The organism is Enterobacter cloacae complex sp. P38RS (assembly GCF_014930775.1).
GTDB lineage: Bacteria > Pseudomonadota > Gammaproteobacteria > Enterobacterales > Enterobacteriaceae > Enterobacter > Enterobacter bugandensis.
The window spans coordinates 84,515-108,842 of record NZ_JADBRS010000003.1 but is presented as its reverse complement, the minus strand read 5'-3'; the positions used below and the strand labels follow the sequence as shown (position 1 = coordinate 108,842).

Genomic DNA, 24,328 nt, shown 5'->3' with positions numbered 1-24,328 from the left:
GACAATTTTTTCGCGGTGCAGTACACTGCCCGCATGAGTTTCGGATGGAAGAACAATATGACCACGATGCTGGAAGTGGCGAAGCGGGCAGGCGTGTCGAAAGCGACGGTTTCCCGGGTGTTGTCGGGCAACGGCTACGTTAGCCAGGAGACCAAAGACCGGGTTTTTCAGGCCATTGAAGAGAGCGGCTATCGCCCGAACTTGCTGGCGCGAAACCTGGCGACCAAACGCACCCAGACGCTTGGGCTGGTAGTGACCAACACCCTGTATCACGGCGTCTACTTTAGCGAGCTGCTGTTTAACGCCGCGCGGATGACGGAAGAAAAAGGGCGGCAGCTGATCCTCGCCGACGGCAAGCACAGCGCCGAAGAAGAGCGCGAGGCGATCCAGTATCTACTGGATATGCGCTGCGATGCGGTAATTATCTACCCGCGTTTTCTGAGCGTGGAAGAGCTGGACGAGCTCGTCGAGAAATGCGAGCAGCCGATTATGGTGCTTAACCGCCGCCTGCGGAAAAACAGCAGCCACAGCGTCTGGTCCGATCATAAAGCCTCGTGTCAGGACGCGGTGTCGCAGCTGATTGCGAAAGGGCACCGGGAGATTGCCTTTATCACCGGTTCGCTGGATTCCCCCACCGGGGTTGAGCGTCTTTCCGGTTACAGGGATGCGCTGGCGCAGCACGGTATTGCAGCGCGTGACGCGCTTATCGCCGAAGGGAAGTGGAGCCCGGCCAGCGGCGCGGCGGCGGTCACTCAACTCCTCTCCCGCGGCGAACCGTTTACCGCGCTGGTGGCGAGCAACGACGATATGGCGATCGGCGCCATCAAGCAGCTGCACGACAGCGGCGTCGCCACCCCGGACGCGGTGTCCGTTATCGGCTTTGACGACGTGGCGATTGCGCCCTACATCGTGCCGTCGCTCTCCAGCGTGCGTATTCCGGTGACGGCGATGATCCAGGAGATCGTCAGTCGCCTGATTTTTATGCTCGACGGCGGAGAGTTCAAATATCAGCAAACCTTTTCTGGCGAGCTTGTCCTGCGCGACTCCGTTACCGATGGTCCGCACCGCTGACGTCGACATCTGTCATCGTCACTAATGACGATGACAGAAACGCTGCGTTTTTATTATTGTTAAAAATCAGTGGGTTAAATATTGGCACGGTTTGTGAATAGCTTCGCGCATAACAGTTATGCCGGAGAAGCAGATGAACCGTTTTATTATGGCCGATGCCAGCAAGTGCATTGGTTGCCGTACCTGTGAAGTGGCGTGCGTGGTTTCCCACCAGGCGGAGCAGGATTGCGCCTCTCTCACTCCCGATACTTTCCTGCCGCGCATTCACGTCATTAAAGGTGTGAATATTTCCACCGCCGCCATCTGTCGCCAGTGCGAAGATGCGCCGTGCGCGAACGTCTGCCCGAACGGGGCGATTAAGCGCGAGAAGGGCTTTGTGCACGTGATGCAGGAGCGCTGCATCGGCTGCAAAACCTGCGTGGTGGCCTGTCCGTATGGCGCGATGGAGGTGGTTGTCCGCCCGGTGGTGCGCAACAGCGGCATGGGGCTGAGCGTGCGGGCAGAGAAAGCCGAAGCCAATAAATGCGATCTTTGCTATCACCGCGAAGCCGGCCCGGCCTGTATGGAGGCCTGCCCGACGCACGCGCTGGTCTGCGTGGATCGTGACAAGCTTGAGCAGATGAGCGCAGAAAAACGCCGTCGCGCGGCGTTCGACACCTCGTCATCGCTGCTGTTTTAAGCTGCGATGAGCGTTAACGGCGTACTGCTTCGGGTGCGCGGCAAAGTGCAGGGCGTGGGGTTTCGGCCCTTCGTCTGGCAGCTGGCGCACCGGCTGAAGCTTGTGGGCGATGTCTGCAACGACGGAGAGGGTGTCCTGGTGCGTCTCGCGGGTAATGGGGGGGACTTTACCGCGAGGCTGCATCAGGACTGCCCACCGCTGGCGCGCATCGATCGCGTTGAAACGCAGCCGTTCACCTGGGCGGACATGCCTGAGGACTTTACCATCCGCCACAGCGATCGCGGGGCGATGGATACGCAAATCGTACCGGATGCCGCCACCTGCCCGGCGTGTCTGGCTGAAATACGCGATCCCCGCGAGCGCCGCTATCGTTACCCGTTTATCAACTGCACCCACTGCGGGCCGCGGTTTACCATTATCCGCGCCATGCCGTACGACCGTCCGGCCACGTCGATGGCCGCATTCCCGCTCTGCGCGCCGTGCGAAACCGAGTACCGCAACCCGGCCGACCGCCGCTTCCACGCCCAGCCGGTGGCCTGCCCGGACTGCGGGCCGCAGCTGGAATGGCGAGCCGGAGACACTATTGCCACTCGCGAATCGGCCTTAAACGCGGCGGTGAAGAGGCTGAAAAACGGCGGGATCGTGGCGGTTAAAGGGCTGGGGGGATTTCATCTGGTCTGCGACGCGCTTAACCCGCAGGCAGTGGCGACGCTGCGGGCACGCAAGCAGCGCCCGACGAAGCCGCTGGCGGTGATGCTACCGGATGCGGACGATCTGCCGGAGACGATACAGACGCTGTTACGCTCGCCCGCGGCACCGATCGTGCTGACGCCGAAAGCTTCGCTTCCCGCGTTTCCCGAGGAAATTGCCCCAGGGCTCGACTGCGTAGGCGTGATGCTGCCCGCGAACCCGCTCCAGCATCTTTTGCTGATGGACTGCCGGCGCCCGCTGGTGATGACCTCCGGCAACCTCTGCGGCAGGCCGCCTGCCGTCACCAACGCGCAGGCGCTGGAGGAGCTCGGCGGCATCGCGGACGGCTTCCTGCTGCACAACCGCGACATCCTGCAGCGCATGGATGATTCGGTGATGGATCGGGATGGCGCTATCCTGCGTCGTGCCCGGGGTTTTGTGCCCGATGCCGTCACGTTGCCCGCGGGTTTTGAGAATATCCCCGCCATGCTGTGTACCGGTGCAGAGATGAAAAACACCTTCTGCCTGGTGCGCGGCAACCAGGCGGTGCTGAGCCAGCACTTTGGCGATCTGAGCGACGAGGGCGTAGAGGCGCAGTGGCGCAGCGCGCTCTCGACGATGCAGGACATCTACGCTTTCCAGCCTGATAAGCTGGTGTGCGATGCCCATCCGGGGTATCGCGCGCGCCGGTGGGCGCAGGAGCAGGCGCTGCCCGTCGAAACCGTGCTGCATCATCACGCTCACGCGGCGGCGTGCCTGGCGGAGAACGGCTGGCCGCTCGACGGCGGAGACGCTATCGCTCTGACGCTGGACGGGATCGGCATGGGTGAGAACGGCGCGCTGTGGGGCGGAGAGTGCCTGCGGGTGAACTATCTCGACTGCGAACGGCTCGGCGGCCTGCCTGCCGTGGCGCTGCCGGGCGGCGATCTGGCGGCAAAGCAGCCGTGGCGTAATCTGCTCGCCCACTGCCTGGCGTTTGTCCCGGACTGGCAACGCTACCCGGAAACGCGAGCGGTTCAGCGCCACAGCTGGCCGCTGCTGGCAACGGCGATCCAGCGTGGCATCAACGCGCCGCAGGCGTCGTCCTGCGGGCGTTTGTTTGACGCGGTCGCCTGCGCGCTGGGCATCGACGCGCAGCGCTACGAAGGCGAGGCAGCGTGCAGGCTGGAGGCGCTGGCATCGCAGTGCGCGGGCGTTGACCATCCGGTGATTCTGAAAGCGAATAACCTTGCGCTGTTCTGGCAGCAGTGGCTGAACTGGCAGGCGGAGCCCTGCGAGCGCGCGTGGGCGTTTCACGACGCGCTGGCAAAAGGGCTGGCTCAGCTCGCCGCGCGCCATGCCCGACGCTTATCGATTTCGACAATCTGCTTCAGCGGCGGCGTGTTGCACAACCGCCTGCTGCGCGCGCGCCTGCGTCATCATCTCTCTGATTTTACGCTTCTTTTTCCTTCGCGCCTGCCCGCAGGTGACGGAGCGATCTCCTTCGGGCAGGCGGTGGTTGCCGCTGCCCGGTCATGTTCAAAAAGGATTTAAAATGTTACGACTGTTACGCAACGAACCTCGCGCCGCGCTTCTGCTGCTGGCTCTGGTAATGGCAAACCTGCTGGCCTGGGGATGGGCATGGCACTCTTTTAGCGGCAGCACGGCGCTGATGGCCGCCAGCCTGCTGGCGTGGTGCTACGGGCTGCGCCATGCGGTGGATGCCGACCACATCGCGGCCATTGATACCGTGACGCGTAAGATGATGCAGCAGGGCAAACGCCCGTGCGGGGTGGGGGCGTGGTTCTCGCTGGGGCACTCCACCATCGTGGTGCTGGCCTCCATTGCCATCGCCGCCACCGCCACGGCGTTTCAGAAAAACATGGAATGGTTCCACGAAACCGGCAGCCTGATTGGCACTGCGGTATCCGCCACCTTCCTGCTGGCGATGGCGCTGGTGAATATGGTGATCCTGCGCGGCGTCTGGCGCAGTTTCCAGGCGCTGAAAAAGGGCCAGACGGTGCAGGGTGACGTCACGCTGCCTGCCCAGGGGGGCGTTATGAACTGGCTGTTCCGTAAAACCTTCCGCCTCGTCAATAAAAGCTGGCAGATGTATCTGGTGGGTTTCCTGTTTGGCCTCGGCTTCGACACGGCCACCGAAATTGGCGTGCTGGGGATCTCCGCCGCCAGCGCCTCCAGCGGGATGTCCGTGTGGTCAATCATGATCTTCCCGGCGCTCTTCGCCAGCGGCATGGCGCTGGTGGATACGCTCGATAACCTGCTGATGGTCGGTGCCTACGGCTGGGCGTTTGATAAACCGCAGCGCAAGCTCTACTACAACATGACCATCACCGGCACCTCCGTGGTGGTGGCGCTGTTTATCGGCGGGCTGGAAGCGCTGGGCCTGCTGATGGATAAATTTGCCCTCAGCGGCGGCATCTGGGATCTGATCGGCGCGGTAAATGACAACCTGGGCAACGCCGGGTTTGTGGTTGTCGGGCTGTTCGTTGCCTGCTGGCTCATCTCCATGGCCAACTATCGCTGGCGCGGCTACGACGCGCTGGTGGTGCGTTCCTGAACTCCCCACCCTGTTTTACCCGGCGGCGCTACGCTTGCGCGGGTCTGCATGTAGGCCGGGTAAGCGGAGCGCTACCCGGCAATACGAGGGTTAAGCAGGCAGCGATTTCAGCAGGGCGAAGGCCTCCTTCATCCGGTCTTCGCTGACGACAAAGGCGCATATCTGACCGTCAGCATCGGTGCCGCGCGCCACCATGCCCTGCGGCGAAAGGGCAATCTGCCAGTCCAGATCCTGACGCTGCGTTTCACCTGCAAGATGCAGCGGCAATTCCGGCGTTTTGACCTTTACCAGCATGGCGGGTAATTTCAGCGGCGCGCTGCCGCCGAGCAGGTTTTTTGCCAGATACATGGCGCTTAACTGAATCGGCTGCAGGAAGGGCAGCACCTGGCCGTTAATTTCCGCGCAGTCGCCCAGGGCATAAATATCCGGCCGCGTGGTTTGCAGGTAGCTATTTACCTTCACGCCGCGGTTTATTTCAGCCCCTGCGCGATGCGCCAGCGCGGTTTCCGGGCGCAGGCCCGTCGCGGCAACCACCGCATCCACTTCTACGCTGCGGCTTCGGTCGAGCGTGGCACGGATACCGCCTTCGGTTTTGCTCAGGCTTTGTAGCTGCGATTTCAACATCAGATGCACGCCCATATCAGTCAGACGATGCTGTAAGCGACTGCTTACTTCTGCCGGCATCAGCGCCGACAGAATGCTCGCCGCGTGGTCAACCAGGGTGACGGATTTACCCGCCCGACAGAAGTCCATCGCCAGCTCGGTGCCAATCAGCCCGCCGCCGACAATCATCACCCTAGCGGCATCGCGTAGCTGGGTTTCGCTGGCCTGATACTCCTGCTGGCTGTTGAGGGTGACCATTAGCTCGCGGCCCTCAACCGGCGGCACAAACGCAGAGGCGCCCGTCGCCAGCACCAGCCTGTCGTACTGCCAGGTTTTCGCTTTCGTTTTTACCACGTGGGCGTCGGCATCGATATCGGTGACCCAGGTGTACGGAAACAGACGCAGGTTGAACTGCTCCGCGAACTCCCCCGCCGTCTGGCGGGTGAGGTCATCGGCGCGCTGATTCTGGCTAATGACGTGGCTTAAATCAGGCTTGTTGTAGTCGTCCATGCTGTCGGCGGCGATCAGCGTCAACGGCACGTTTGCATCCTGTTTGCGGATATTTTTCACCAGCTGGCGGGCAGCAAAGCCCGAGCCGATGATAACGATGCCGTTGCTCATTTTGCCTCCGTTGCCAGTTCATCAAAGACGTCTTTGCCGAGGGAGCATTCCGGGCAGAGGAAGTTGTCTGGCACCTCGCTCCACGGCGTGCCCGGGGCAACATCCTGCAGCGGTTCGCCAAGCTCAGGATCGTAGATCCACTGGCAGACGCTGCACTGCATGCGCGGACCGAGATCGGCGCTGGCTGCCGTAGAACAGATTTGTGGCTGTTCCGCAGGTTTTGCGGTGACTTCAGGAAGCGGGGCGAGTGCCCACTGACGGGCGATGTCGCGGCCATGCTGGCGGCAGATTTCCAGCGCGTCGATATCCGGACGCCATTTCGCCTTCAGGCTCATGGACATCTCAAAACCTGCATCCTGTAAACGGGTGGAAAGACGGTCTACCGCGCCGCCGCTCCAGCCGTGTGAACCAAAGGCGCTGGCGCGTTTGTTACGAAAGCGCAGGCCGGTCATCTCTTCCACCAGGCCGGCAATCTTCGGCATCATCACGTTATTCATGGTGGAGGTACCCACCAGCACGCCCTTGGAGCGGAAGACGTTGGTCAATACCTCGTTCTTATCGCTGCGCGCCACGTTGAAGATTTTCACCGCCACGTTCGGGTCAACTTCATTGATCCCCTGGGCAATCGCGTCCGCCATCATGCGGGTGTTGTTGGACATGGTGTCGTAGAAGATAGTGATGCGGTCTTCCTGGTAATCCGCGGCCCATTTCAGGTACAGCTCGACGATCTGGGTGGGGTTTTCACGCCACACCACGCCGTGGGAGGTCGCAATCATGTCCACCGGCAGGTTGAAGCCGAGGATCTCGGTAATTTTAGGCGTCACCAGGCGGCTGAACGGAGTCAGGATATTGGCGTAGTAGCGCTGACACTGTTCGAACAGCTCGGTCTGATCCACTTCATCATTAAACAGGCGTTCGTCGCAGTAGTGCTGGCCAAAGGCGTCGTTGCTGAACAGCACCGCGTCGCCGGTCATGTAGGTCATCATGCTGTCCGGCCAGTGCAGCATCGGGGTTTCGACGAAGATCAGCTGCTTGCCGTTGCCGATATCCAGCGTGTCGCCGGTTTTTACGGTGTGGAAGTTCCACTCCGGATGATGGTGGTGGCCGTTAATTGAATCAATGGCGTTGGTGGTGCAGTAGATTGGGGTATCCGGAATGTGGGACATCAGCTCGGTCAGGGCCCCGGCGTGGTCCTCTTCCGCATGGTTGATGATGATGTAGTCGATGTCATTCAGGTCGATTTCACCGCGCAGGTTCTGCACGAACTCACGGCTGAATTTGTGATCGACGGTATCGATCAGGACGTTTTTACCTTCGCGGATGAGATAGCTGTTGTAGCTGCTGCCGCGCAGCGTTTTGTATTCCGTCCCGTGGAAATCGCGCACTTCCCAGTCACGTTGACCCACCCAATGAATGTTATTTTTAACCAGAATAGACATAGCAACCTCAACTTAATACAGCGTTTTTATATAAGATGGTTTGCTTATATCAAGTTGCGTGCCAACTTTTTAAGTTATTAATATTCAATAGGTTGTGATTTAATGCCCCATAATGAGTAGTCATTATGACTATCCTAAAAAGAGTCAATATGACATTATGCATTGTCAAAATGACAGTGAGGCAGACATGAGCTTTTGCGTAGACGTCCTGGCGAAGATCGCCATAGAACTGCAAACCGGTATCGGCCATCAGGACCGCTTTCAGCGCCTGATCTCCACGCTGCGCCACGTGCTGGATTGCGATGCGTCGGCGCTGCTGCGTTACGAAGGGCGGCAGTTTATTCCGCTGGCTATCGACGGCCTGGCGAAGGACGTACTCGGGCGGCGCTTTACGCTGGAGGGCCACCCGCGTCTGGAAACCATCGCCCGCGCGGGCGACGTGGTGCGTTTCCCGGCAGACAGCGATCTGCCCGATCCGTACGACGGCCTGATTCCGGGGCAGGAGAGCCTGAAGGTGCACGCCTGTATTGGCCTGCCGCTGTTCGCCGGGCAGAATCTGATTGGCGCATTAACCCTCGACGGCATGTCGCCGGATCAGTTCGACACCTTCAGCGACGAAGAACTGCGCCTGATTGCCGCGCTGGCCGCCGGAGCGCTGAATAATGCGCTGCTGATAGAGCAGCTGGAGAGCCAGAATATTCTTCCCGGAAGCCCGGCGGCGTTTGAGCAGGTGGCGCATACGGAGATGATCGGCCTTTCGCCCGGCATGGCGCAGCTCAAAAAAGAGATTGAGATTGTTGCCGCGTCCGATCTGAACGTGCTGATCTTCGGAGAGACCGGTACCGGTAAGGAGCTGGTGGCGAAGTCCATCCACGAAGCTTCGCCGCGCGCGGTCAACCCGCTGGTGTACCTTAACTGCGCCGCGCTGCCGGAAAGCGTGGCGGAGAGCGAGCTGTTCGGTCACGTCAAAGGGGCGTTTACCGGGGCCATCAGCAACCGCAGCGGCAAGTTTGAAATGGCCGATAACGGCACGCTGTTTCTTGATGAGATTGGCGAGCTTTCCCTTTCACTTCAGGCCAAACTGCTGCGCGTATTGCAGTACGGCGACATCCAGCGCGTGGGGGATGACCGCAGCCTGCGGGTGGACGTGCGGGTCCTTGCTGCGACCAACCGGGATCTGCGCGAAGCGGTGCTGGCCGGGCAGTTCCGCGCCGACCTGTTCCATCGCCTGAGCGTGTTCCCGCTGTCCGTGCCGCCGCTGCGTGAGCGCGGAGACGACGTGGTGCTGCTGGCGGGTTATTTCTGCGAACAGTGCCGTCTCAAAATGGGGCTGTCCCGCGTGGTGCTTAGCCCGGGGGCGAGAGCGCATCTGCTCAGCTACGGCTGGCCGGGCAACGTGCGCGAGCTGGAGCATGCGATTCACCGCTCGGTGGTGCTGGCGAGGGCGACGCGCTCGGGGGATGAAGTGGTGATTCATGCGCGCCATTTTGCGCTGCATGAGGAAAATGCTCCGACCGTGAAGCCTGCTGTGCCTGAGATCGCAATCGAAAACCTGCGCGAAGCGACAGAAGAGTTTCAGCGTCAGATGATTACCCGCGCGCTGGAGCAGAATAACCGCAGCTGGGCGGCGTGCGCGCGGGCGCTGGAGATGGACGTCGCCAACCTGCACCGGCTGGCGAAGCGTCTTGGGCTGAAGGGTTAAATAATCCCGGCCTGGTAGAAGTCCTGCAGGTTGATAGCGCCGCACAGCCTGCCGTGCTCGTCCACCACCGGTGCGGCGGTGATTTTGCGCTTCATCAGCACCTCTTTGGCTTCAATGGCGCGGCTGTCGGCGTTGAGCGTCAGCCCGCCTTTGGTCATGGCGTCAGACACGTTTGTTTCCAGCCTGCCGCCGCCCACCAGCCAGCGGCGCAGGTCGCCGTCGGTGAAGACGCCCTTCACGTTTCCGCCGTCATCGCATACCGCCACCAGCCCCAGACCGGTGCGGCTCAGCTCCAGCATCGCGTCCATCACGCTGGTATCGAGTTTGACCTGCGGAATGGCATCGTCAGTGCGCATCAGATGGTGAACCTTGTTGAGCAGTCGCGCGCCGAGCGCACCTGCCGGATGCGAACGGGCAAAATCTTCCTCATTGAATCCGCGCGCCTGCATTACCGCCATCGCCAGCGCGTCGCCCATCATCAGGGTGTTAACGGTGCTGGAGGTCGGGGCGAGGTGCATCGGGCAGGCTTCACGCTCAACGGAAATATCCAGCGTCGCTTTGGCGGCCAGCGCCAGCGGCGAGCGGGGTTTCCCGGTCATCGCCAGCAGGGCGACCGATTTTTCCTGCAGGCGCGGAATAATCAGATCCAGCTCTTTGGCCGAACCGGAGTAGGAGATAAACAGCATCACGTCGCGGCTTTCGATCATCCCGAGATCGCCGTGCAGCGCCTCTGCCGGATGCACGAAGAACGCCGGGGTACCGGTGCTGGCGAGCGTCGCGGCAATCTTCTTGCCGATATGGCCGGATTTACCGATGCCCGCCACAATCACTTTGCCTTCGCAGTGGATAATGGTGTTGGCGGCGCGGACAAAATCCTCGCCCAGACGTTCCGGCAGGCGGCTGGCTTCCTGCAGCTCCAGCATCAGCGTCTGGCGGCCCGTTTCTAACAGAAAATCACTCATCTCTTTCTCCGGTTACGATCACGTCGATCCCTTTCTCTTCCAGCGCTTTTTTGAACGCCGGATCGATACCCGCGTCGGTAATCAGCTTATCAACGCTTTCGAGGCTACAGACAATATTGGGGCTTTTGCGGCCAAACTTCGACGAGTCGGCCATTAAAATCACTTCCCGCGCGGCGTTGCACATGGCTTTGCTGACGCTGAACACCTCGTTAAACGTTGTGACGCCTGCGTTAAGGTCGATGCCGTCCGTGCCCATAAACAGTTTATCGAAGCTGAAGTGGTCGAAAGCGTTCTCCGCCAGCTGGCCGTGAAAGGACGCCGATTTTTTGCGGAAGGTGCCGCCGGGCATCAGGATGGTCTGCTCGCTGTCGAACTCGGACAGCGCGTTGACGATGTGCAGGCTGTTGGTCATCACCGTGATGTTGTTAAAGCGGCTGAGCAGGGGGATCATCTGCAGGACGGTACTGCCTGCGTCGAGGATGATGGAATCGCCGTCCTGGATAAATTTGACGGCGGCTTCGGCAATCAGCGCTTTCTGGTGGGTATTGATCAGCGTTTTGTGATCGATTGGCGGGTCCGCTTCGTCCTTGTTGAGCACCACGCCGCCATAGGTGCGAATAACGGCGCCAGAGTTTTCGAGCAATACCAGGTCCTTGCGTATTGTCGTGCCGGTGGTGTCAAAGTAGTGGGCCAGATCCTCTACCGAGCATTTTCCCTGCTTTTGTAGATGCTCGAGAATGGCCGCCTGCCGCTGACGTGGTTTCATAGGCGCTTCGTTCCTTAGGTTGCGAAATGATAATTTCGCAAGTCTATAACTTTCACAACGAAATTATCCATGTTTCAGATTGAGCGCTAATGATAGTGCATTCTGACAGAGTGGATCATGGGGAAAGATCACATCAGGCTGCAATTCCTGTAACAAGAGGCCGTTGATTGCCTGGATTTTGGCCGGACGGGCAAATACCGTTATGCCACGCATGAGGAGGGAATCGCACACCCGGTCGTGCTCGTCCAGCGCTACAGCGACGACCACGCGCGGTTTAAAGCGTCCGCCGGAACGCCCGACGCCGACGCGGCCCTTCTGACACAGCGCATCAAACGCGCGGTTAAACTGGTGGATCTGCCAGCCGCCAAACGCCATCTGGCACAGCCAGGCGAGGCCGGCGACGGTGATGAGTGCGGTTACCATATCGACTCCTTGTTTTGTTCCCTCTCCCGGTGGGAGAGGGTTAGGGTGAGGGCACCAGGCCGCTCGATCAGAACATCACCTGCCCACCGGTCACGTTAATCGACTGTCCGGTGCAGTACGACGCTTTCGGACTGGCGTAAAACAGCAGCATGTTCAGCACGTCCTGATAGTCACACCCGCGCTTCAGCGGCACTTTATCGATGTAGTACTGCTCCACTTCCTCAGCCTTGATGCCGAGCTTGGTGGCGTACTGCGGCAGCAGGGACTGGAACATCGGCGATTTCAGCAGGTTGCCCAGCATCAGCGAGTGCACGGTAATCCCGTATTCGGCCAGATCCAACGCCAGGGACTGCGTCAGCCCCACGCCGCCAAACTTCGCCGCGCTGTACCCGGAGTTGTGCTTGCTGCCCACTTTCCCGGATTTTGAGTTGATCTGAATGATGCGTCCCTGAATGCCGTCGCGGATCATCAGGCGTGAAAACTCGCGGGCGCAAAGGAAATAGCCCACCAGATTCACCTGCAGCGAACGGTCAAAATCCCCCAGTTCGAAATCGCTGATAAACGCCGCTTTCGCAATCCCCGCGCTGTAGACCAGCAGGTCGGTGCGCCCAAAAATCTCGTCCACGCCGCGGGCCAGCGCCATCACGCTCTGCTCGCTGGTGGCGTCGGCACCAAACCCGTACGCCATCCCTTCGCCAAACTCGGTATTGATGGTGTCCGCCACGCGGGCGGCTTTTTCACTCTGAATGTCCACTACCGCCACGCGGTAACCTTCTGCGGCAAGCCCACGGCAGAGAAACTCGCCTAAGGTTTGTCCCCCACCAATGACAACGGCAACCTGACTCATGTGACTCTCCTTAATTACGCAACAAATTTTAACGTGCAGCCTGGGGTGACAGCCTGCGGAACCGGGCCATCCACGTGAACCGTACCGGGGTATTCCGCCTGCGGCTGGCCGTCGAAGCGCAGGGTGATGTGGCCGAGCTCGCGCAGGTTTTGCTCGGCCACGTCGCCGACGGCGGTGACGGCATAGCGCGCCTCGCCCAGCTCCAGCTGGCTTCCGGCCTTCAGCTCGCCGTTCAGTTCGCCGTGGCAGTGGATAAAGCAAAACTCTTCGATATCCGCCGGAGCGCCTTCGCGGAAGGTGATCAGCATCTGGTCGCTCAGCGCGTCCGCTGCGCTCTGGCCGATGCGGGTAATGGTGGTCTGGTAAATGACGTTCATTGCAGGAACCTCTTATTGATAGATAAAGCCGGAGACAAACCAGGCAATCAGCACCGTCGGCGCGCCCGTCAGGAAGCGGCTCACCAGCACGGACGGTACGCCCACGCGCACGGTGTCCTGGCGCGCTTCGGCCAGCGACAGCCCCACGGGGATGAAGTCGCACGCCGCCTGGGCGTTAATGGCAAACAGGGCGGGCAGGGCGAGGTGCGGGGGAATGTTGCCCAGACCAATCTGCACGCCAATCAGCACGCCGATGACCTGGGCAATCACCGCGCCCGGGCCGAGGAACGGCGACAGCAGCGGGAAGGAGCAGATCAGCGCCAGCGTCACCAGCCCGAGCGGGTGGCTGGCGAGCGGGGCGAGGACGTGGGCAATCCAGTCGCCCAGACCGGACGCCATGATGATGCCGATCAGCGCCGAGACGAACGCCATAAACGGCAGAATCGTTTTCAGCACCGTATCGATAGTGTCGCGCCCGGACTGGAACAGCACCGCCACGGCGGAGCCCATCCCCATCCCGACCTTCGCCAGCAGGCCGTCGCTCTGCTCGGTGATCTTCTTGCTGGTGTCGTACTCGCGCGGGGCTGCTTTTTGCGGCGCGGCAGTGCCATTCACCAGAGTGATGTTGTCCTCCTTCACGCCCGAGACATAAATGTCCTCGAGGATGTACTGCGCCAGCGGGCCGGATTTCCCGGTGGAGTGAATATTCACCGTCGGAATGCGGCGCTTCGGATAGATGCCGCAGCGCAGCGTGCCGCCGCAGTCAATCACCGCCACGCCGATGTCCGCTTCCGGCGGCTCGCCCTCTTTAAAGCCGTCAACCGCTTCCCAGCCGGTCAGCTCGCGCAGCTTGTCGACAATCGCCGGGCGCGTGCCCGCGGTGATGTAGACGATCTTTTTGCCTTCGGTGGCGTCGAACTCCAGCGGGCCGCCCCAGCCGCCCGTGCCTTTCTCAATGCGGATCCGGTTCATGCTGTCGCTCCTGAAAGATGGACCTTCTGTTCAAGCTGGATGCCCATTTTTTTCTCGAAAATAGCGGTGGTGAGGTCGGTCACCCAGCCGCGGAAGAAGTTGGTCACCAGGCCAACCAGCAGGTAGCTCACCGCCAGCGGGCCGAGCGGCAGGCCAAGCGTGGTCAGGCCGCTGGCGATCCCGAGATAGACAAACAGCTCTCCGGGGTTGATGTGCGGGAACAGGCCGTTCATCGAATGGCAGCTGTAGGAGGCGGCGGCGTAGTAGCTCGGCTTGTACTTTTCCGGCATAAAGCGGCCGAGGCTTAAGGTCATCGGGTTACAGAAAACAAAGGTGCCGATGAATGGCAATATCAGGTAGCGGGACAGCGGGTTACCGGCGCAGCGCTGGGCAAAGCGTTCGATGCGCTGCTGGCCGATAAAGTTGATCAGCGCGTTCATGATCACCAGCAGGCTGATCAGCAGGGGCAGGATCCCGGTCACCATGCCGGTGAACACTTCTCCGCCTTTCTGAAACAGCCCGATGAACCACTCGGCGCCGTGGGTGATGGTCTCTATCATTCTTCTCTCCTGTGGGGCTTTTTTGTTTTTGTATAACTGCGGCTAATAATAATCACTTTGAAAGGTTTTAAAGTGTTAGTTAGATCTCACAATGAAAGAAAAATGTATTATTTTGAAAGTTAATTGATGAGGTGAATGATTTTCGGTGGAAAAAAGCGCGGATTTGCGTTGTGGAGGCGCGTACCGCTTCCTTGAGGTGTTGCGGATGCTTTACCATACTGGGTTCTTGTCGAACCCGTTAAATGGATGTCTCATGTTCAAGCGTCGTTATGCAGCGCTGTTGCCTGCGCTTATCCTGCTGTCTGCCTGTAGCAGCAAACCTAAGACCGAAGCCGTTCAGCAAACGGCGGGCGCACCTTCCGGGGGATTCCTGCTGGAGCCGCAGCACAATATGATGCAGATGGGAGGCGACTTCGCGAATAACCCGGCGGCCGAGCAGTTCATCGATAAAATGGTGAGCAAACACGGTTTCGACCGCCAGCAGCTGCATGAAATTCTGTCTCAGGCGAAGCGTCTGGACTACGTTCTGCGCCTGATGGACAGGCAGGCACCGTCCGCCCAGGTGCCGAGCGGGCCGAACGGCGCGTGGCTGCGCTACCGCAAACAGTTTATTACCCCGGACAACGTGCAAAACGGCGTGGCGTTCTGGAACCAGTATGAAGATGCGCTCAACCGCGCGTGGCAGGTTTATGGCGTGCCGCCGGAAATCATCGTCGGGATTATCGGCGTAGAGACCCGCTGGGGTCGCGTGATGGGCAAAACCCGCATCCTCGACGCACTGGCGACGCTCTCCTTTAACTACCCGCGCCGCGCGGAGTATTTCTCTTCCGAGCTGGAAACCTTCCTGCTGATGGCGCGCAACGAGCAGGACGATCCGCTCGATCTGAAAGGGTCATTTGCCGGCGCGATGGGCTACGGCCAGTTTATGCCGTCCTCCTATAAGCAGTATGCCGTCGACTTTAACGGGGATGGTCACATTAACCTGTGGGATCCGGTGGATGCCATCGGCAGCGTGGCGAACTACTTCAAAGCGCACGGCTGGACGCCGGGCGGCCAGGTTGCCGTGCAGGCGAACGGCGAAGCGTTTGGTCTGGAAAACGGCTTTAAAACCAAATACAGCGTTGCACAGCTGACGGCGGCAGGCTTAACGCCAACCCAGCCGCTGGGCAATGTTGACCAGGTGAGCCTGCTGCGTCTGGACGTGGGAACCGGCTACCAGTACTGGTACGGCATGCCGAACTTCTACACCATCACCCGCTACAACCATAGCACCCACTATGCGATGGCGGTGTGGCAACTGGGGCTGGCGGTATCGCAGGCTCGCGTCCCGGCGGCGTCGCCGTTTAGTCAGTAACTCGCCTTATTCCGCCCTCTCCCTGTGGGAGAGGGCACCCGCGCGCACCTCTTTCCCGCAGAAACATTTCGCCACACTCCCATGTCACTCCCGCCGTTTACATCTTCATCGCCTTTCATTATTGTTATGTTATAACATTATTTTTGAGTTGAAATATCAATGTCCCTGTTTTCTCTCTCATCCCCGGTTCGGCTGCTGCTGGCGATGGTGCTCATTCTTTTTCTCGGGCTGGCCGTGCGCTGGGCGGTGGCGCTGCCATGATCGTGATGAACGCACTGGTTGCGGGCTACGACCGCCAGCCCGTCACGCGTCCGCTTTCGGGCGTGATTGAACGCGGCAGCATGACCGCGATTATCGGCGCCAACGGCTGCGGCAAATCCACGCTGCTGAAAACCCTCGCCGGATTTATTCCGCCCGTCAGCGGCAGATTTTACTGGCAGGGTAGACGACCAGTAATCGGATGGCTGGCGCAGCGTCACGCGCTGGAAGCGCAGTTTCCGCTGACCGTGCAGGACGTGGTGAGCATGGGCTGCTGGCCCGGAATTTCGCTTTTCGCCGGTTTTCGTCGCGAAGCGCGTCTGCGCATTAGTGGTGCACTTGAGCGCGTGGGGCTGGAGTCGATGGCGCTCTCCACCATTGATGAACTCTCCGGCGGCCAGTTTCAGCGCATGCTTTTTGCCCGCGTGTTAGTACAGCAGGCGCCGCTGGTGATGCTCGACGAGCCCTTCACCGGCGTTGATGAAGCGACCTGCAACGTGCTGATGGATCTGATGCTGGAGATGTATATGCAGGGGCAAACGCTGCTCGCGGTACTGCACGACAGCGAGCGCGTGGCGCGCCACTTCCCGCAGACGCTGCGGCTGGATGCTGACGCCCCCCAGTGGAAAACCGAACGGGTGAGGGTGGCATGATCTGGCACACATTCTTCCAGCCGTTTATCGAATTCGGCTTTATGCGTCGCGCGCTGGTGGTTTGCCTGGCGCTCTCCGTCAGCACCACCGCGCTCGGCGTGTTTCTTCAGCTGCGCCGGATGAGCCTGATGGGCGATGCGCTTTCTCACGCCATTTTGCCCGGCGTCGCCGTGGGGTATTTGCTCAGCGGGATGTCGCTGTTGGCTATGACCGTTGGCGGGTTTATCGCCGGGATTGCCGTTGCGCTGGTGGCCGGGCTGGTCAGCCGCCGCACGCCGCTGAAAGAGGATGCCAGCTTTGCCGGTTTTTACCTGGGGTCACTGGCGCTGGGCGTCACGCTGGTATCTCTACGCGGCTCGAATGTCGATCTGCTGCATCTGCTGTTTGGCTCAATCCTCGCGGTGGACAACGACGCCGCGCTGTTTGTGACCGGCGTGTGCATCTTCACCCTTATCATGCTGGCCCTTTTTTACCGCGGGCTGGTGACGGAGGCGTTTGACACCGCCTGGCTGCAGGTGAATGCCCGCTGGCTACCAGGCTTATTGCACGGTCTGTTTCTGGCGCTGCTGGTCCTGAACCTGGTGGCCGGTTTTCAGGTGCTCGGCACGCTGATGGCCGTCGGGCTGATGATGCTCCCGGCGGTGGCGGCGCGCTGTTGGGTCCGCACCTTACCCGGATTACTCCTGATGGCTGGTATCAGCGGTATTTTCTGCGCGTGGTTGGGGCTAAGCCTCTCCTGGGCGGCAAGTTTACCCGCGGGGCCATCTATTGTGCTGACCGCCAGCGCGCTGTTTTTTATTTCCGTTTTATTTGGCACGCGCAGCAGGCTGGCTGGCAGCCTGCGGGCGCTTTTTTAACGCAAGGGGAAACGATGAAAAGTACAGGATTAATCATGGCGCTAGCGCTGGGGATGATGTCGCATAGCGTGATGGCGAAAACGCTGAATGTGGTCACCAGCTTTTCGATACTGGGGGATATCGCGCAGGAGGTGGGGGGCGATCGTGTAAATGTGACGACGCTGGTGGGGCCGGACGGCGATCCCCATACCTTCGAACCGTCGCCTAAGGACAGCGCGGCGCTGAGCAAGGCTGACGTGGTCGTGGTCAACGGTTTAGGGCTGGAAGGCTGGCTCGACCGCCTGGTGAAAGCCTCCGGGTTCAAAGGCCAGCTGGTCGTTGCCTCAAACGGGGTGAAAACCCACACGCTTGAGGAAGATGGAAAGACCGTGACCGATCCGCACGCCTGGAACAGCGCGGCGAACGGTGCGCTGTATGCGCAAAATATTCTGAACGGGCTGGTGAAAGCCGATCCGGAAGACAAAGCGGCGCTGGAGGCTTCAGGAAAACCATACATTGCGCAACTGACGCAACTGGACAGCTGGGCCAAAACGCGCTTTAGCCAGATCCCGCAGGAAAAGCGCAAAGTGCTGACCAGCCATGACGCGTTTGGTTATTTTGGCCGCGCTTACGGCGTAACCTTCATGGCACCTCAAGGACTCTCTTCAGAGAGCGAGGCCAGCGCGTCGCAGGTGGCGGAGATTATCAAGCAGATTAAAGCCGACGGCGTGAAAACGTGGTTTATGGAAAACCAGCTCGACCCGCGTCTGGTGAAGCAGATTGCGTCGGCGACGGGCGCACAGCCGGGCGGCGAACTTTACCCGGAAGCCTTGTCGGCAAAAGGTGGAGCAGCAGACACCTACGTTAAGGCGTTTCGCCATAATGTCGATACGCTTGCGAACAGCATGAAATAATATTTCTACAGCCGGTGCGCCCGCACCGGCTTTTTTCTGAAGCCCCCTCGTAAAACCTGAAGCGCATCCCCATATCTGACGAGAAAGTGCTATCTTGTGCTGCACGTTTTTCTCAAGCCTGGAGCAAGAATGACTGACCATGAATTGATGCAGCTAAGCGAGATCGTTGGCCTTGCCCTGAAGCAGCGTGGCGCGACTATTACCACCGCGGAATCCTGCACCGGCGGCTGGGTGGCGAAAGCGATTACCGATATCGCCGGCAGTTCCGCCTGGTTTGAACGTGGCTTTGTGACCTACAGTAACGAAGCTAAGGCGCAGATGATTGGCGTGCGCGAAGCCACGCTGGAACAGCATGGCGCGGTCAGCGAACCGGTTGTCATTGAAATGGCCATTGGCGCGCTGAAAGAGGCGCGGGCAGATTACGCCATTTCCATCAGCGGCATCGCGGGGCCGGACGGCGGCAGCGACGTGAAGCCTGTCGGCACCGTCTGGTTCGGGTTTGCCACGTCCAAAGGGGAGGGGATCACCCGCCGGGAGTGCTTCAGCGGCGATCGCGAAAGCGTGCGTCGTCAGGCTACCGTTTATGCGTTAAAAACGCTCTGGCAACAATTTCTACAAAATACTTGATACTGTATGACTATACAGTATAATTGCACCAACAGAACAGAAGTCCATGGTGAAGCGCAGTTGCTTCTCCCGGCATGACAGGAGTAATAATGGCTATCGACGAAAACAAACAGAAAGCGTTGGCGGCAGCACTGGGCCAGATCGAAAAGCAATTCGGTAAAGGCTCCATCATGCGCCTGGGTGAAGACCGTTCCATGGATGTGGAAACAATCTCCACCGGTTCGCTTTCTCTGGATATCGCACTGGGCGCGGGCGGTTTGCCGATGGGGCGTATCGTAGAAATCTACGGTCCGGAATCCTCAGGTAAAACGACGCTGACCCTGCAGGTTGTTGCAGCGGCGCAGCGCGAAGGTAAAACCTGTGCGTTTATCGATGCCGAGCACGCGCTGGACCCGGTCTATGCCCGTAAGCTGGGCGTTGATATCGACAACCTGCTGTGTTCCCAGCCGGACACCGGCGAGCAGGCGCTGGAAATTTGTGACGCGCTGGCACGTTCCGGTGCGGTTGACGTGATCATCGTCGACTCCGTTGCGGCGCTGACGCCAAAAGCGGAAATCGAAGGTGAAATCGGTGACTCTCACATGGGCCTCGCGGCACGTATGATGAGCCAGGCGATGCGTAAGCTGGCCGGTAACCTGAAGCAGTCCAATACGCTGCTGATCTTCATCAACCAGATCCGTATGAAAATTGGTGTGATGTTCGGTAACCCGGAAACCACCACCGGTGGTAACGCCCTGAAATTCTACGCCTCTGTCCGTCTGGATATCCGCCGTATCGGCGCGGTGAAAGAGGGCGAGAACGTGGTGGGTAGCGAAACCCGCGTGAAGGTTGTGAAGAACAAAATCGCAGCACCGTTCAAACAGGCTGAATTCCAGATCCTCTACGGCGAAGGTATCAACTTCCTCGGCGAACTGGTTGACCTGGGCGTGAAAGAGAAGCTGATTGAAAAAGCGGGCGCCTGGTACAGCTACAACGGTGACAAGATTGGTCAGGGTAAAGCGAATGCTATCTCCTGGCTGAAAGAGAACCCGGCTGCGGCGAAAGAGATTGAGAAGAAGGTGCGTGAGCTTCTGCTGAACAACCAGGACTCCAAACCTGATTTCGTGGTGGATGCCGCGGATGCTGAAGAAACCAACGAAGACTTTTAAGTCTCTCGTGTAAAGATGAAGGGCTGCTGACGCGGCCCTTTTTGCATTTCTGATTCTGCAGGTTTTTTATGAGTGAACCGACATCACGCCGACCCGCCTACGCGCGCTTGCTGGATCGTGCGGTACGCATTCTCGCCGTGCGCGACCACAGTGAACAGGAGCTGCGGCGGAAGCTGTCAGCGCCCGTCATGAGCAAAAACGGGCCGGAGGAGATTGATGCCACTGCGGAAGACTACGACCGCGTGGTGGCCTGGTGCTATGAGCATCATTACCTGGACGATGACCGGTTTGCCTCGCGTTTTCTCGCCAGCCGTGGTCGCAAAGGGTATGGGCCCGCGCGCATCCGCCAGGAGCTTAACCAGAAAGGGGTGGCCAGGGAGTCCATCGAAAAAGCGATGCGCGAAAGCGACACGGACTGGTGCGAACTGGCAAAAGAGCAGGCGATTCGTAAGTACGGCGAACCGTTGCCGCGTGAATTTTCAGAAAAAGTCAAAATCCAGCGCTTTTTGCTCTACCGCGGCTTTCTGATGGAAGATATTCAGGATATCTGGCGTAATTTTGCCGATTGAACGCATGCGGGATTTTACTTCCCACTAAAGAAAACTTATCTTATTCCCACTTTTTCCAGTAGCTGGTCCGTCCAACGGTTTACCGATACAGGCTGGCTACGACATTTCGTTAGCTTGATTTCAGGATAATTATGAGCAAGAGCACCGCTGAGATCCGTCAGGCGTTTCTCGATTTTTTCCATAGTAAGGGACACCAGGTTGTTGCCAGCAGCTCCCTGGTACCGAACAACGATCCGACTCTGCTGTTTACCAACGCCGGGATGAACCAGTTCAAGGATGTGTTCCTTGGTCTCGACAAGCGTAATTATTCCCGCGCCACAACCTCACAGCGTTGCGTGCGTGCGGGCGGTAAACACAACGACCTGGAAAACGTCGGTTACACCGCGCGCCACCACACCTTCTTCGAAATGCTGGGTAACTTCAGCTTCGGCGACTACTTCAAACATGATGCCATTCAATACGCATGGGAGCTGCTGACCGGTGAAAACTGGTTCAACCTGCCGAAAGAGCGTCTGTGGGTGACCGTCTACGAAACCGATGACGAAGCGTTCGAAATCTGGGAAAAAGAAGTGGGTATCCCGCGCGAGCGTATTATTCGCATCGGTGATAACAAAGGCGCGCCATATGCGTCTGATAACTTCTGGCAGATGGGCGACACCGGTCCTTGCGGTCCGTGCACCGAGATCTTCTACGATCACGGCGACCATATCTGGGGCGGCCCTCCAGGCAGCCCGGAAGAAGACGGCGATCGCTATATTGAGATCTGGAACATCGTCTTCATGCAGTTCAACCGCCAGGCTGACGGCACCATGGAGCCGCTGCCGAAGCCGTCCGTTGATACCGGTATGGGCCTGGAGCGTATCGCCGCGGTTCTGCAGCACGTTAACTCCAACTACGAGATTGACCTGTTCAGCACTCTGATCAAAGCCGTTGCGAACGTTACCGGCGCGACCGATCTGAACAACAAATCGCTGCGCGTTATCGCAGACCATATTCGTTCCTGTGCGTTCCTGATTGCCGACGGCGTTATTCCGTCGAATGAAAACCGTGGCTACGTGCTGCGTCGCATCATTCGCCGTGCGATCCGTCACGGCAACATGCTGGGCGCGAAGGACACCTTCTTCTATAAACTCGTTGGGCCACTGATTGGCGTGATGGGGTCAGCCGGCGACGAGCTGAAACGCCAGCAGGCGCAGGTTGAGCAGGTTCTGAAAACCGAAGAAGAGCAGTTCGCTCGTACGCTGGAGCGCGGTCTGGCGCTGCTGGACGAAGAACTGGCGAAGCTTAAGGGCGACACGCTGGATGGCGAAACCGCTTTCCGCCTGTACGACACCTACGGCTTCCCGGTTGACCTGACGGCGGACGTTTGCCGCGAGCGCAACATCAAAGTTGATGAAGCAGGCTTTGAAGCCGCGATGGAAGAGCAGCGTCGTCGTGCGCGTGAGTCCAGCGGTTTCGGTGCAGACTACAACGCGATGATCCGCGTTGATAGCGCGTCTGAATTCAAAGGTTATGAAGCGCTGGAACTGACCGGCAAAGTGACCGCCCTGTTTGTTGACGGTAAAGCCGTAGACAGCATCAGCGCGGGTCAGGAAGCCGTCGTCATTCTGGACAAAACGCCGTTCTATGCGGAATCCGGCGGCCAGGTTGGCGATAAAGGCGAACTGAAAGGCAACGGTTTTAGCTTCAGCGTCAGCGACACCCAGAAATACGGTCAGGCGATCGGTCACCAGGGCAAACTGGTATCCGGTTCTCTGAAAGTGGGCGAGGGCGTACAGGCTAACGTTGATGAAGCACGCCGTGCGCGCATTCGTCTGAACCACTCTGCAACCCACCTGATGCACGCAGCCCTGCGCGACGTGCTGGGTACCCACGTTGCACAGAAAGGTTCTCTGGTAAACGATAAAGTGCTGCGCTTCGACTTCTCGCATTTTGAAGCGATGAAGCCGTCTGAAATTCGCGCGGTGGAAGACCTGGTGAACGCGCAGATCCGTCGTAACCTGCCAATTGAGACCCACATCATGGATCTTGAGGACGCGAAGAAAAAAGGTGCGATGGCGCTGTTTGGCGAGAAATATGACGAGCGCGTTCGCGTGTTGAGCATGGGCGACTTCTCTACCGAACTGTGCGGCGGTACCCACGCCTCGCGCACCGGTGACATCGGCCTGTTCCGCATTGTTTCCGAATCCGGTACGGCTGCAGGTGTGCGTCGTATTGAAGCGGTGACCGGTGAAGGCGCAATCGCCAGCCTGCATGCGCAGAGCGATCAGCTGCACGACATCGCGCAGCTGCTGAAAGGCGATAGCCAGAATCTGGGCGAGAAAGTGCGCGTTGCGCTGGATCGCACGCGTCAGCTGGAAAAAGAGCTGCAGCAGCTGAAAGAGCAGGCTGCGGCGCAGGAGAGTGCAAACCTCTCCAGTAAAGCGGTAGACATTAAGGGCGTCAAACTGCTGGTCAGCGATCTGGCGGGCGTTGAGCCTAAGATGCTGCGTACTATGGTCGACGATCTCAAGAACCAGCTTGGTTCTACCGTTATCGTGCTGGCGACAGTGGCAGAAGGTAAGGTTTCTCTGATTGCGGGCGTCTCTAAGGATGTGACCGACCGCGTTAAAGCAGGGGAACTGATTGGTATGGTCGCTCAGCAGGTGGGCGGCAAGGGTGGCGGTCGTCCGGACATGGCGCAAGCCGGTGGTACGGATGCGGCGGCACTTCCTGCGGCATTAGCCAGCGTTGAAAGCTGGGTAAGCGCGAAACTGTAATAACTACAAAGCACAAGCAGACGCCATAGCGGCAACGTTATGGCGTCTTGTTCACTGTGCTATCGATAACGATAAAGTCAGGTTGAGTTTGTGTATATCGGCTAAACTTACGTTTAACAGAATGTGATGCCGTGACTGCTTACACTTTACGTGTTTGTCATCGCTTACTTTTTGGCGTTATATGATGGATAATGCCGGGATACAAGAGACCCGACTCTTTTAATCTTTCAAGGAGCAAAGAATGCTGATTCTGACTCGTCGAGTTGGTGAGACCCTCATGATTGGGGATGAGGTCACCGTGACAGTTTTAGGGGTAAAGGGTAACCAGGTACGTATTGGTGTTAACGCTCCTAAAGAAGTATCTGTCCACCGTGAAGAGATCTACCAGCGTATCCAGGCTGAAAAATCCCAGCAGTCCAGTTACTGATATTGTCGCGTCTCGCTGTCGGGCGAGACGCAACCCTCCCGCTATTTTTCCTGCTCAAAGTTACCGTTTAATTTCAATCGCTCTCTTTTTAACCACTCCGTTACCCTTAACTCGTCTCAATACCGCCATTTCGGCAGATGTTTTCTGTGGCGTTGCCTGCAAAATCCGCTTATAAAACACCCTCTTTGCGGCTTTTACATGCGAATTGCGTGTGATTTGTGCAAACGATAAAAGCTTTTGGAAAATTGTTTGACTTATAAGTCCCAGAAAGTAATATATGCGCCACGCAGCGACGAGAAGCTCTTAACGAGTTGCTCGAAGCACTCGAAAGAGGCGTTGTGTGGTGAGGTGGCCGAGAGGCTGAAGGCGCTCCCCTGCTAAGGGAGTATGCGGTCAAAAGCTGCATCCGGGGTTCGAATCCCCGCCTCACCGCCATTTTGCATCCGTAGCTCAGCTGGATAGAGTACTCGGCTACGAACCGAGCGGTCGGAGGTTCGAATCCTCCCGGATGCAC

23 protein-coding genes and 2 tRNA genes are annotated in these 24,328 nt (G+C 58.8%); 16 read left to right on the top strand and 9 right to left on the bottom strand.

What is annotated here, in order from left to right; genetic code table 11:
- The first annotated feature begins 57 nt into the window (after window positions 1–57).
- From IM303_RS06365 to IM303_RS06350, 4 genes are all read left to right on the top strand, one after another.
- On the top strand, window positions 58–1,071 hold the full coding sequence (locus IM303_RS06365; RefSeq protein ID WP_192971689.1) for a LacI family DNA-binding transcriptional regulator: 1,014 nt from the start codon (window positions 58–60) through the stop codon (window positions 1,069–1,071).
- 133 nt (window positions 1,072–1,204) lie between these two features.
- Complete coding sequence (hydN, locus tag IM303_RS06360) at window positions 1,205–1,750, top strand: electron transport protein HydN (protein WP_008499565.1); 546 nt, start codon at window positions 1,205–1,207, stop codon at window positions 1,748–1,750.
- Window positions 1,751–1,756: 6 nt separating this feature from the next.
- The gene (gene hypF / locus IM303_RS06355; RefSeq protein WP_193359729.1) at window positions 1,757–3,973 is read left to right on the top strand and encodes a carbamoyltransferase HypF; all 2,217 of its coding nucleotides are present in this window, start codon (window positions 1,757–1,759) and stop codon (window positions 3,971–3,973) included.
- Window position 3,974: 1 nt separating this feature from the next.
- A complete protein-coding gene (locus IM303_RS06350) occupies window positions 3,975–4,997 on the top strand; it encodes a HoxN/HupN/NixA family nickel/cobalt transporter (protein WP_193359728.1) in 1,023 nt (340 codons plus the stop codon).
- 90 nt (window positions 4,998–5,087) lie between these two features.
- Here IM303_RS06350 and norW read toward each other — a convergent pair whose 3' ends face one another.
- Window positions 5,088–6,221: an NADH:flavorubredoxin reductase NorW gene (gene norW, locus IM303_RS06345; protein ID WP_193359727.1), complete on the bottom strand. Its 1,134-nt coding sequence runs from the start codon at window positions 6,219–6,221 to the stop codon at window positions 5,088–5,090.
- On the bottom strand, window positions 6,218–7,660 hold the full coding sequence (gene norV, locus IM303_RS06340; RefSeq protein WP_193359726.1) for an anaerobic nitric oxide reductase flavorubredoxin: 1,443 nt from the start codon (window positions 7,658–7,660) through the stop codon (window positions 6,218–6,220). Before norV ends, norW begins: the two co-directional genes overlap by 4 nt.
- Before the next feature lie 187 nt (window positions 7,661–7,847).
- On the opposite strand from norV, the gene norR reads away from it, so the two are divergent.
- Window positions 7,848–9,362 carry a nitric oxide reductase transcriptional regulator NorR gene (gene norR, locus IM303_RS06335; protein ID WP_193359725.1) on the top strand — a complete coding sequence of 505 codons (1,515 nt, stop codon included), beginning with the start codon at window positions 7,848–7,850 and terminating at the stop codon, window positions 9,360–9,362.
- Here norR and gutQ read toward each other — a convergent pair.
- From gutQ to srlA, 7 genes are all read right to left on the bottom strand, one after another.
- The gene (gutQ, locus tag IM303_RS06330; RefSeq protein ID WP_041908497.1) at window positions 9,359–10,324 is read right to left on the bottom strand and encodes an arabinose-5-phosphate isomerase GutQ; all 966 of its coding nucleotides are present in this window, start codon (window positions 10,322–10,324) and stop codon (window positions 9,359–9,361) included. The two genes, norR and gutQ, sit on opposite strands and share 4 nt — an antisense overlap.
- Entirely contained in the window at window positions 10,317–11,090 is a 774-nt protein-coding gene (locus IM303_RS06325) for a DNA-binding transcriptional repressor (protein WP_010434430.1), read from the bottom strand. The genes gutQ and IM303_RS06325 overlap by 8 nt, the downstream gene beginning before the upstream one ends.
- A gap of 63 nt (window positions 11,091–11,153) precedes the next feature.
- Window positions 11,154–11,513 (bottom strand): transcriptional regulator GutM, encoded by a 360-nt coding sequence (gene gutM, locus IM303_RS06320; RefSeq protein ID WP_193359724.1) that lies wholly within the window; start codon window positions 11,511–11,513, stop codon window positions 11,154–11,156.
- A 67-nt stretch (window positions 11,514–11,580) separates the two neighbouring features.
- Window positions 11,581–12,360 carry a sorbitol-6-phosphate dehydrogenase gene (gene srlD / locus IM303_RS06315; protein WP_023294411.1) on the bottom strand — a complete coding sequence of 260 codons (780 nt, stop codon included), beginning with the start codon at window positions 12,358–12,360 and terminating at the stop codon, window positions 11,581–11,583.
- A gap of 14 nt (window positions 12,361–12,374) precedes the next feature.
- Window positions 12,375–12,737 (bottom strand): PTS glucitol/sorbitol transporter subunit IIA, encoded by a 363-nt coding sequence (gene srlB / locus IM303_RS06310; RefSeq protein ID WP_045261263.1) that lies wholly within the window; start codon window positions 12,735–12,737, stop codon window positions 12,375–12,377.
- A 12-nt stretch (window positions 12,738–12,749) separates the two neighbouring features.
- The gene (locus IM303_RS06305; RefSeq protein WP_193359723.1) at window positions 12,750–13,709 is read right to left on the bottom strand and encodes a PTS glucitol/sorbitol transporter subunit IIB; all 960 of its coding nucleotides are present in this window, start codon (window positions 13,707–13,709) and stop codon (window positions 12,750–12,752) included.
- Window positions 13,706–14,269, bottom strand: coding sequence for a PTS glucitol/sorbitol transporter subunit IIC (srlA, locus tag IM303_RS06300; protein WP_003862164.1), 564 nt, complete (start codon window positions 14,267–14,269; stop codon window positions 13,706–13,708). Before srlA ends, IM303_RS06305 begins: the two co-directional genes overlap by 4 nt.
- 253 nt (window positions 14,270–14,522) lie before the next feature.
- Here srlA and mltB point away from each other — a divergent pair, with 253 nt between their 5' ends.
- The 11 genes from mltB (at window position 14,523) to IM303_RS06245 (ending at window position 24,327) form a co-directional block, all read left to right on the top strand.
- Entirely contained in the window at window positions 14,523–15,623 is a 1,101-nt protein-coding gene (mltB, locus tag IM303_RS06295; protein ID WP_168733281.1) for a lytic murein transglycosylase B, read from the top strand.
- A 257-nt stretch (window positions 15,624–15,880) separates the two neighbouring features.
- A complete protein-coding gene (locus tag IM303_RS06290) occupies window positions 15,881–16,534 on the top strand; it encodes a metal ABC transporter ATP-binding protein (RefSeq protein WP_193359722.1) in 654 nt (217 codons plus the stop codon).
- Window positions 16,531–17,391 (top strand): metal ABC transporter permease, encoded by an 861-nt coding sequence (locus tag IM303_RS06285; RefSeq protein WP_045629919.1) that lies wholly within the window; start codon window positions 16,531–16,533, stop codon window positions 17,389–17,391. The genes IM303_RS06290 and IM303_RS06285 overlap by 4 nt, the downstream gene beginning before the upstream one ends.
- A 14-nt stretch (window positions 17,392–17,405) precedes the next feature.
- Entirely contained in the window at window positions 17,406–18,284 is an 879-nt protein-coding gene (locus IM303_RS06280) for a metal ABC transporter substrate-binding protein (RefSeq protein ID WP_028014191.1), read from the top strand.
- A 129-nt stretch (window positions 18,285–18,413) separates the two neighbouring features.
- On the top strand, window positions 18,414–18,911 hold the full coding sequence (pncC, locus tag IM303_RS06275; RefSeq protein WP_028014190.1) for a nicotinamide-nucleotide amidase: 498 nt from the start codon (window positions 18,414–18,416) through the stop codon (window positions 18,909–18,911).
- 89 nt (window positions 18,912–19,000) lie between these two features.
- Window positions 19,001–20,059 carry a recombinase RecA gene (gene recA, locus IM303_RS06270; RefSeq protein ID WP_028014189.1) on the top strand — a complete coding sequence of 353 codons (1,059 nt, stop codon included), beginning with the start codon at window positions 19,001–19,003 and terminating at the stop codon, window positions 20,057–20,059.
- A gap of 68 nt (window positions 20,060–20,127) precedes the next feature.
- Window positions 20,128–20,628 carry a recombination regulator RecX gene (gene recX / locus IM303_RS06265; protein ID WP_028014188.1) on the top strand — a complete coding sequence of 167 codons (501 nt, stop codon included), beginning with the start codon at window positions 20,128–20,130 and terminating at the stop codon, window positions 20,626–20,628.
- 131 nt (window positions 20,629–20,759) lie between these two features.
- Window positions 20,760–23,387, top strand: coding sequence for an alanine--tRNA ligase (gene alaS / locus IM303_RS06260; protein ID WP_028014187.1), 2,628 nt, complete (start codon window positions 20,760–20,762; stop codon window positions 23,385–23,387).
- 241 nt (window positions 23,388–23,628) lie between these two features.
- The gene (gene csrA / locus IM303_RS06255) at window positions 23,629–23,814 is read left to right on the top strand and encodes a carbon storage regulator CsrA (protein WP_000906486.1); all 186 of its coding nucleotides are present in this window, start codon (window positions 23,629–23,631) and stop codon (window positions 23,812–23,814) included.
- 342 nt (window positions 23,815–24,156) lie between these two features.
- Window positions 24,157–24,249, top strand: a tRNA-Ser gene (locus tag IM303_RS06250).
- A 4-nt stretch (window positions 24,250–24,253) separates the two neighbouring features.
- Window positions 24,254–24,327, top strand: a tRNA-Arg gene (locus tag IM303_RS06245).
- The last annotated feature ends 1 nt before the right edge of the window (window position 24,328 follow it).

Coding starts and splice junctions, on each gene's coding strand:
- IM303_RS06365 (WP_192971689.1), top strand. CDS start 58: ATGACCACGATGCTGGAAGTGGCGAAGCGGGCAGGCGTGTCGAAAGCG.
- hydN (WP_008499565.1), top strand. CDS start 1,205: ATGAACCGTTTTATTATGGCCGATGCCAGCAAGTGCATTGGTTGCCGT.
- hypF (WP_193359729.1), top strand. CDS start 1,757: ATGAGCGTTAACGGCGTACTGCTTCGGGTGCGCGGCAAAGTGCAGGGC.
- IM303_RS06350 (WP_193359728.1), top strand. CDS start 3,975: ATGTTACGACTGTTACGCAACGAACCTCGCGCCGCGCTTCTGCTGCTG.
- norW (WP_193359727.1), bottom strand. CDS start 6,221: ATGAGCAACGGCATCGTTATCATCGGCTCGGGCTTTGCTGCCCGCCAG.
- norV (WP_193359726.1), bottom strand. CDS start 7,660: ATGTCTATTCTGGTTAAAAATAACATTCATTGGGTGGGTCAACGTGAC.
- norR (WP_193359725.1), top strand. CDS start 7,848: ATGAGCTTTTGCGTAGACGTCCTGGCGAAGATCGCCATAGAACTGCAA.
- gutQ (WP_041908497.1), bottom strand. CDS start 10,324: ATGAGTGATTTTCTGTTAGAAACGGGCCGCCAGACGCTGATGCTGGAG.
- IM303_RS06325 (WP_010434430.1), bottom strand. CDS start 11,090: ATGAAACCACGTCAGCGGCAGGCGGCCATTCTCGAGCATCTACAAAAG.
- gutM (WP_193359724.1), bottom strand. CDS start 11,513: ATGGTAACCGCACTCATCACCGTCGCCGGCCTCGCCTGGCTGTGCCAG.
- srlD (WP_023294411.1), bottom strand. CDS start 12,360: ATGAGTCAGGTTGCCGTTGTCATTGGTGGGGGACAAACCTTAGGCGAG.
- srlB (WP_045261263.1), bottom strand. CDS start 12,737: ATGAACGTCATTTACCAGACCACCATTACCCGCATCGGCCAGAGCGCA.
- IM303_RS06305 (WP_193359723.1), bottom strand. CDS start 13,709: ATGAACCGGATCCGCATTGAGAAAGGCACGGGCGGCTGGGGCGGCCCG.
- srlA (WP_003862164.1), bottom strand. CDS start 14,269: ATGATAGAGACCATCACCCACGGCGCCGAGTGGTTCATCGGGCTGTTT.
- mltB (WP_168733281.1), top strand. CDS start 14,523: ATGTTCAAGCGTCGTTATGCAGCGCTGTTGCCTGCGCTTATCCTGCTG.
- IM303_RS06290 (WP_193359722.1), top strand. CDS start 15,881: ATGATCGTGATGAACGCACTGGTTGCGGGCTACGACCGCCAGCCCGTC.
- IM303_RS06285 (WP_045629919.1), top strand. CDS start 16,531: ATGATCTGGCACACATTCTTCCAGCCGTTTATCGAATTCGGCTTTATG.
- IM303_RS06280 (WP_028014191.1), top strand. CDS start 17,406: ATGAAAAGTACAGGATTAATCATGGCGCTAGCGCTGGGGATGATGTCG.
- pncC (WP_028014190.1), top strand. CDS start 18,414: ATGACTGACCATGAATTGATGCAGCTAAGCGAGATCGTTGGCCTTGCC.
- recA (WP_028014189.1), top strand. CDS start 19,001: ATGGCTATCGACGAAAACAAACAGAAAGCGTTGGCGGCAGCACTGGGC.
- recX (WP_028014188.1), top strand. CDS start 20,128: ATGAGTGAACCGACATCACGCCGACCCGCCTACGCGCGCTTGCTGGAT.
- alaS (WP_028014187.1), top strand. CDS start 20,760: ATGAGCAAGAGCACCGCTGAGATCCGTCAGGCGTTTCTCGATTTTTTC.
- csrA (WP_000906486.1), top strand. CDS start 23,629: ATGCTGATTCTGACTCGTCGAGTTGGTGAGACCCTCATGATTGGGGAT.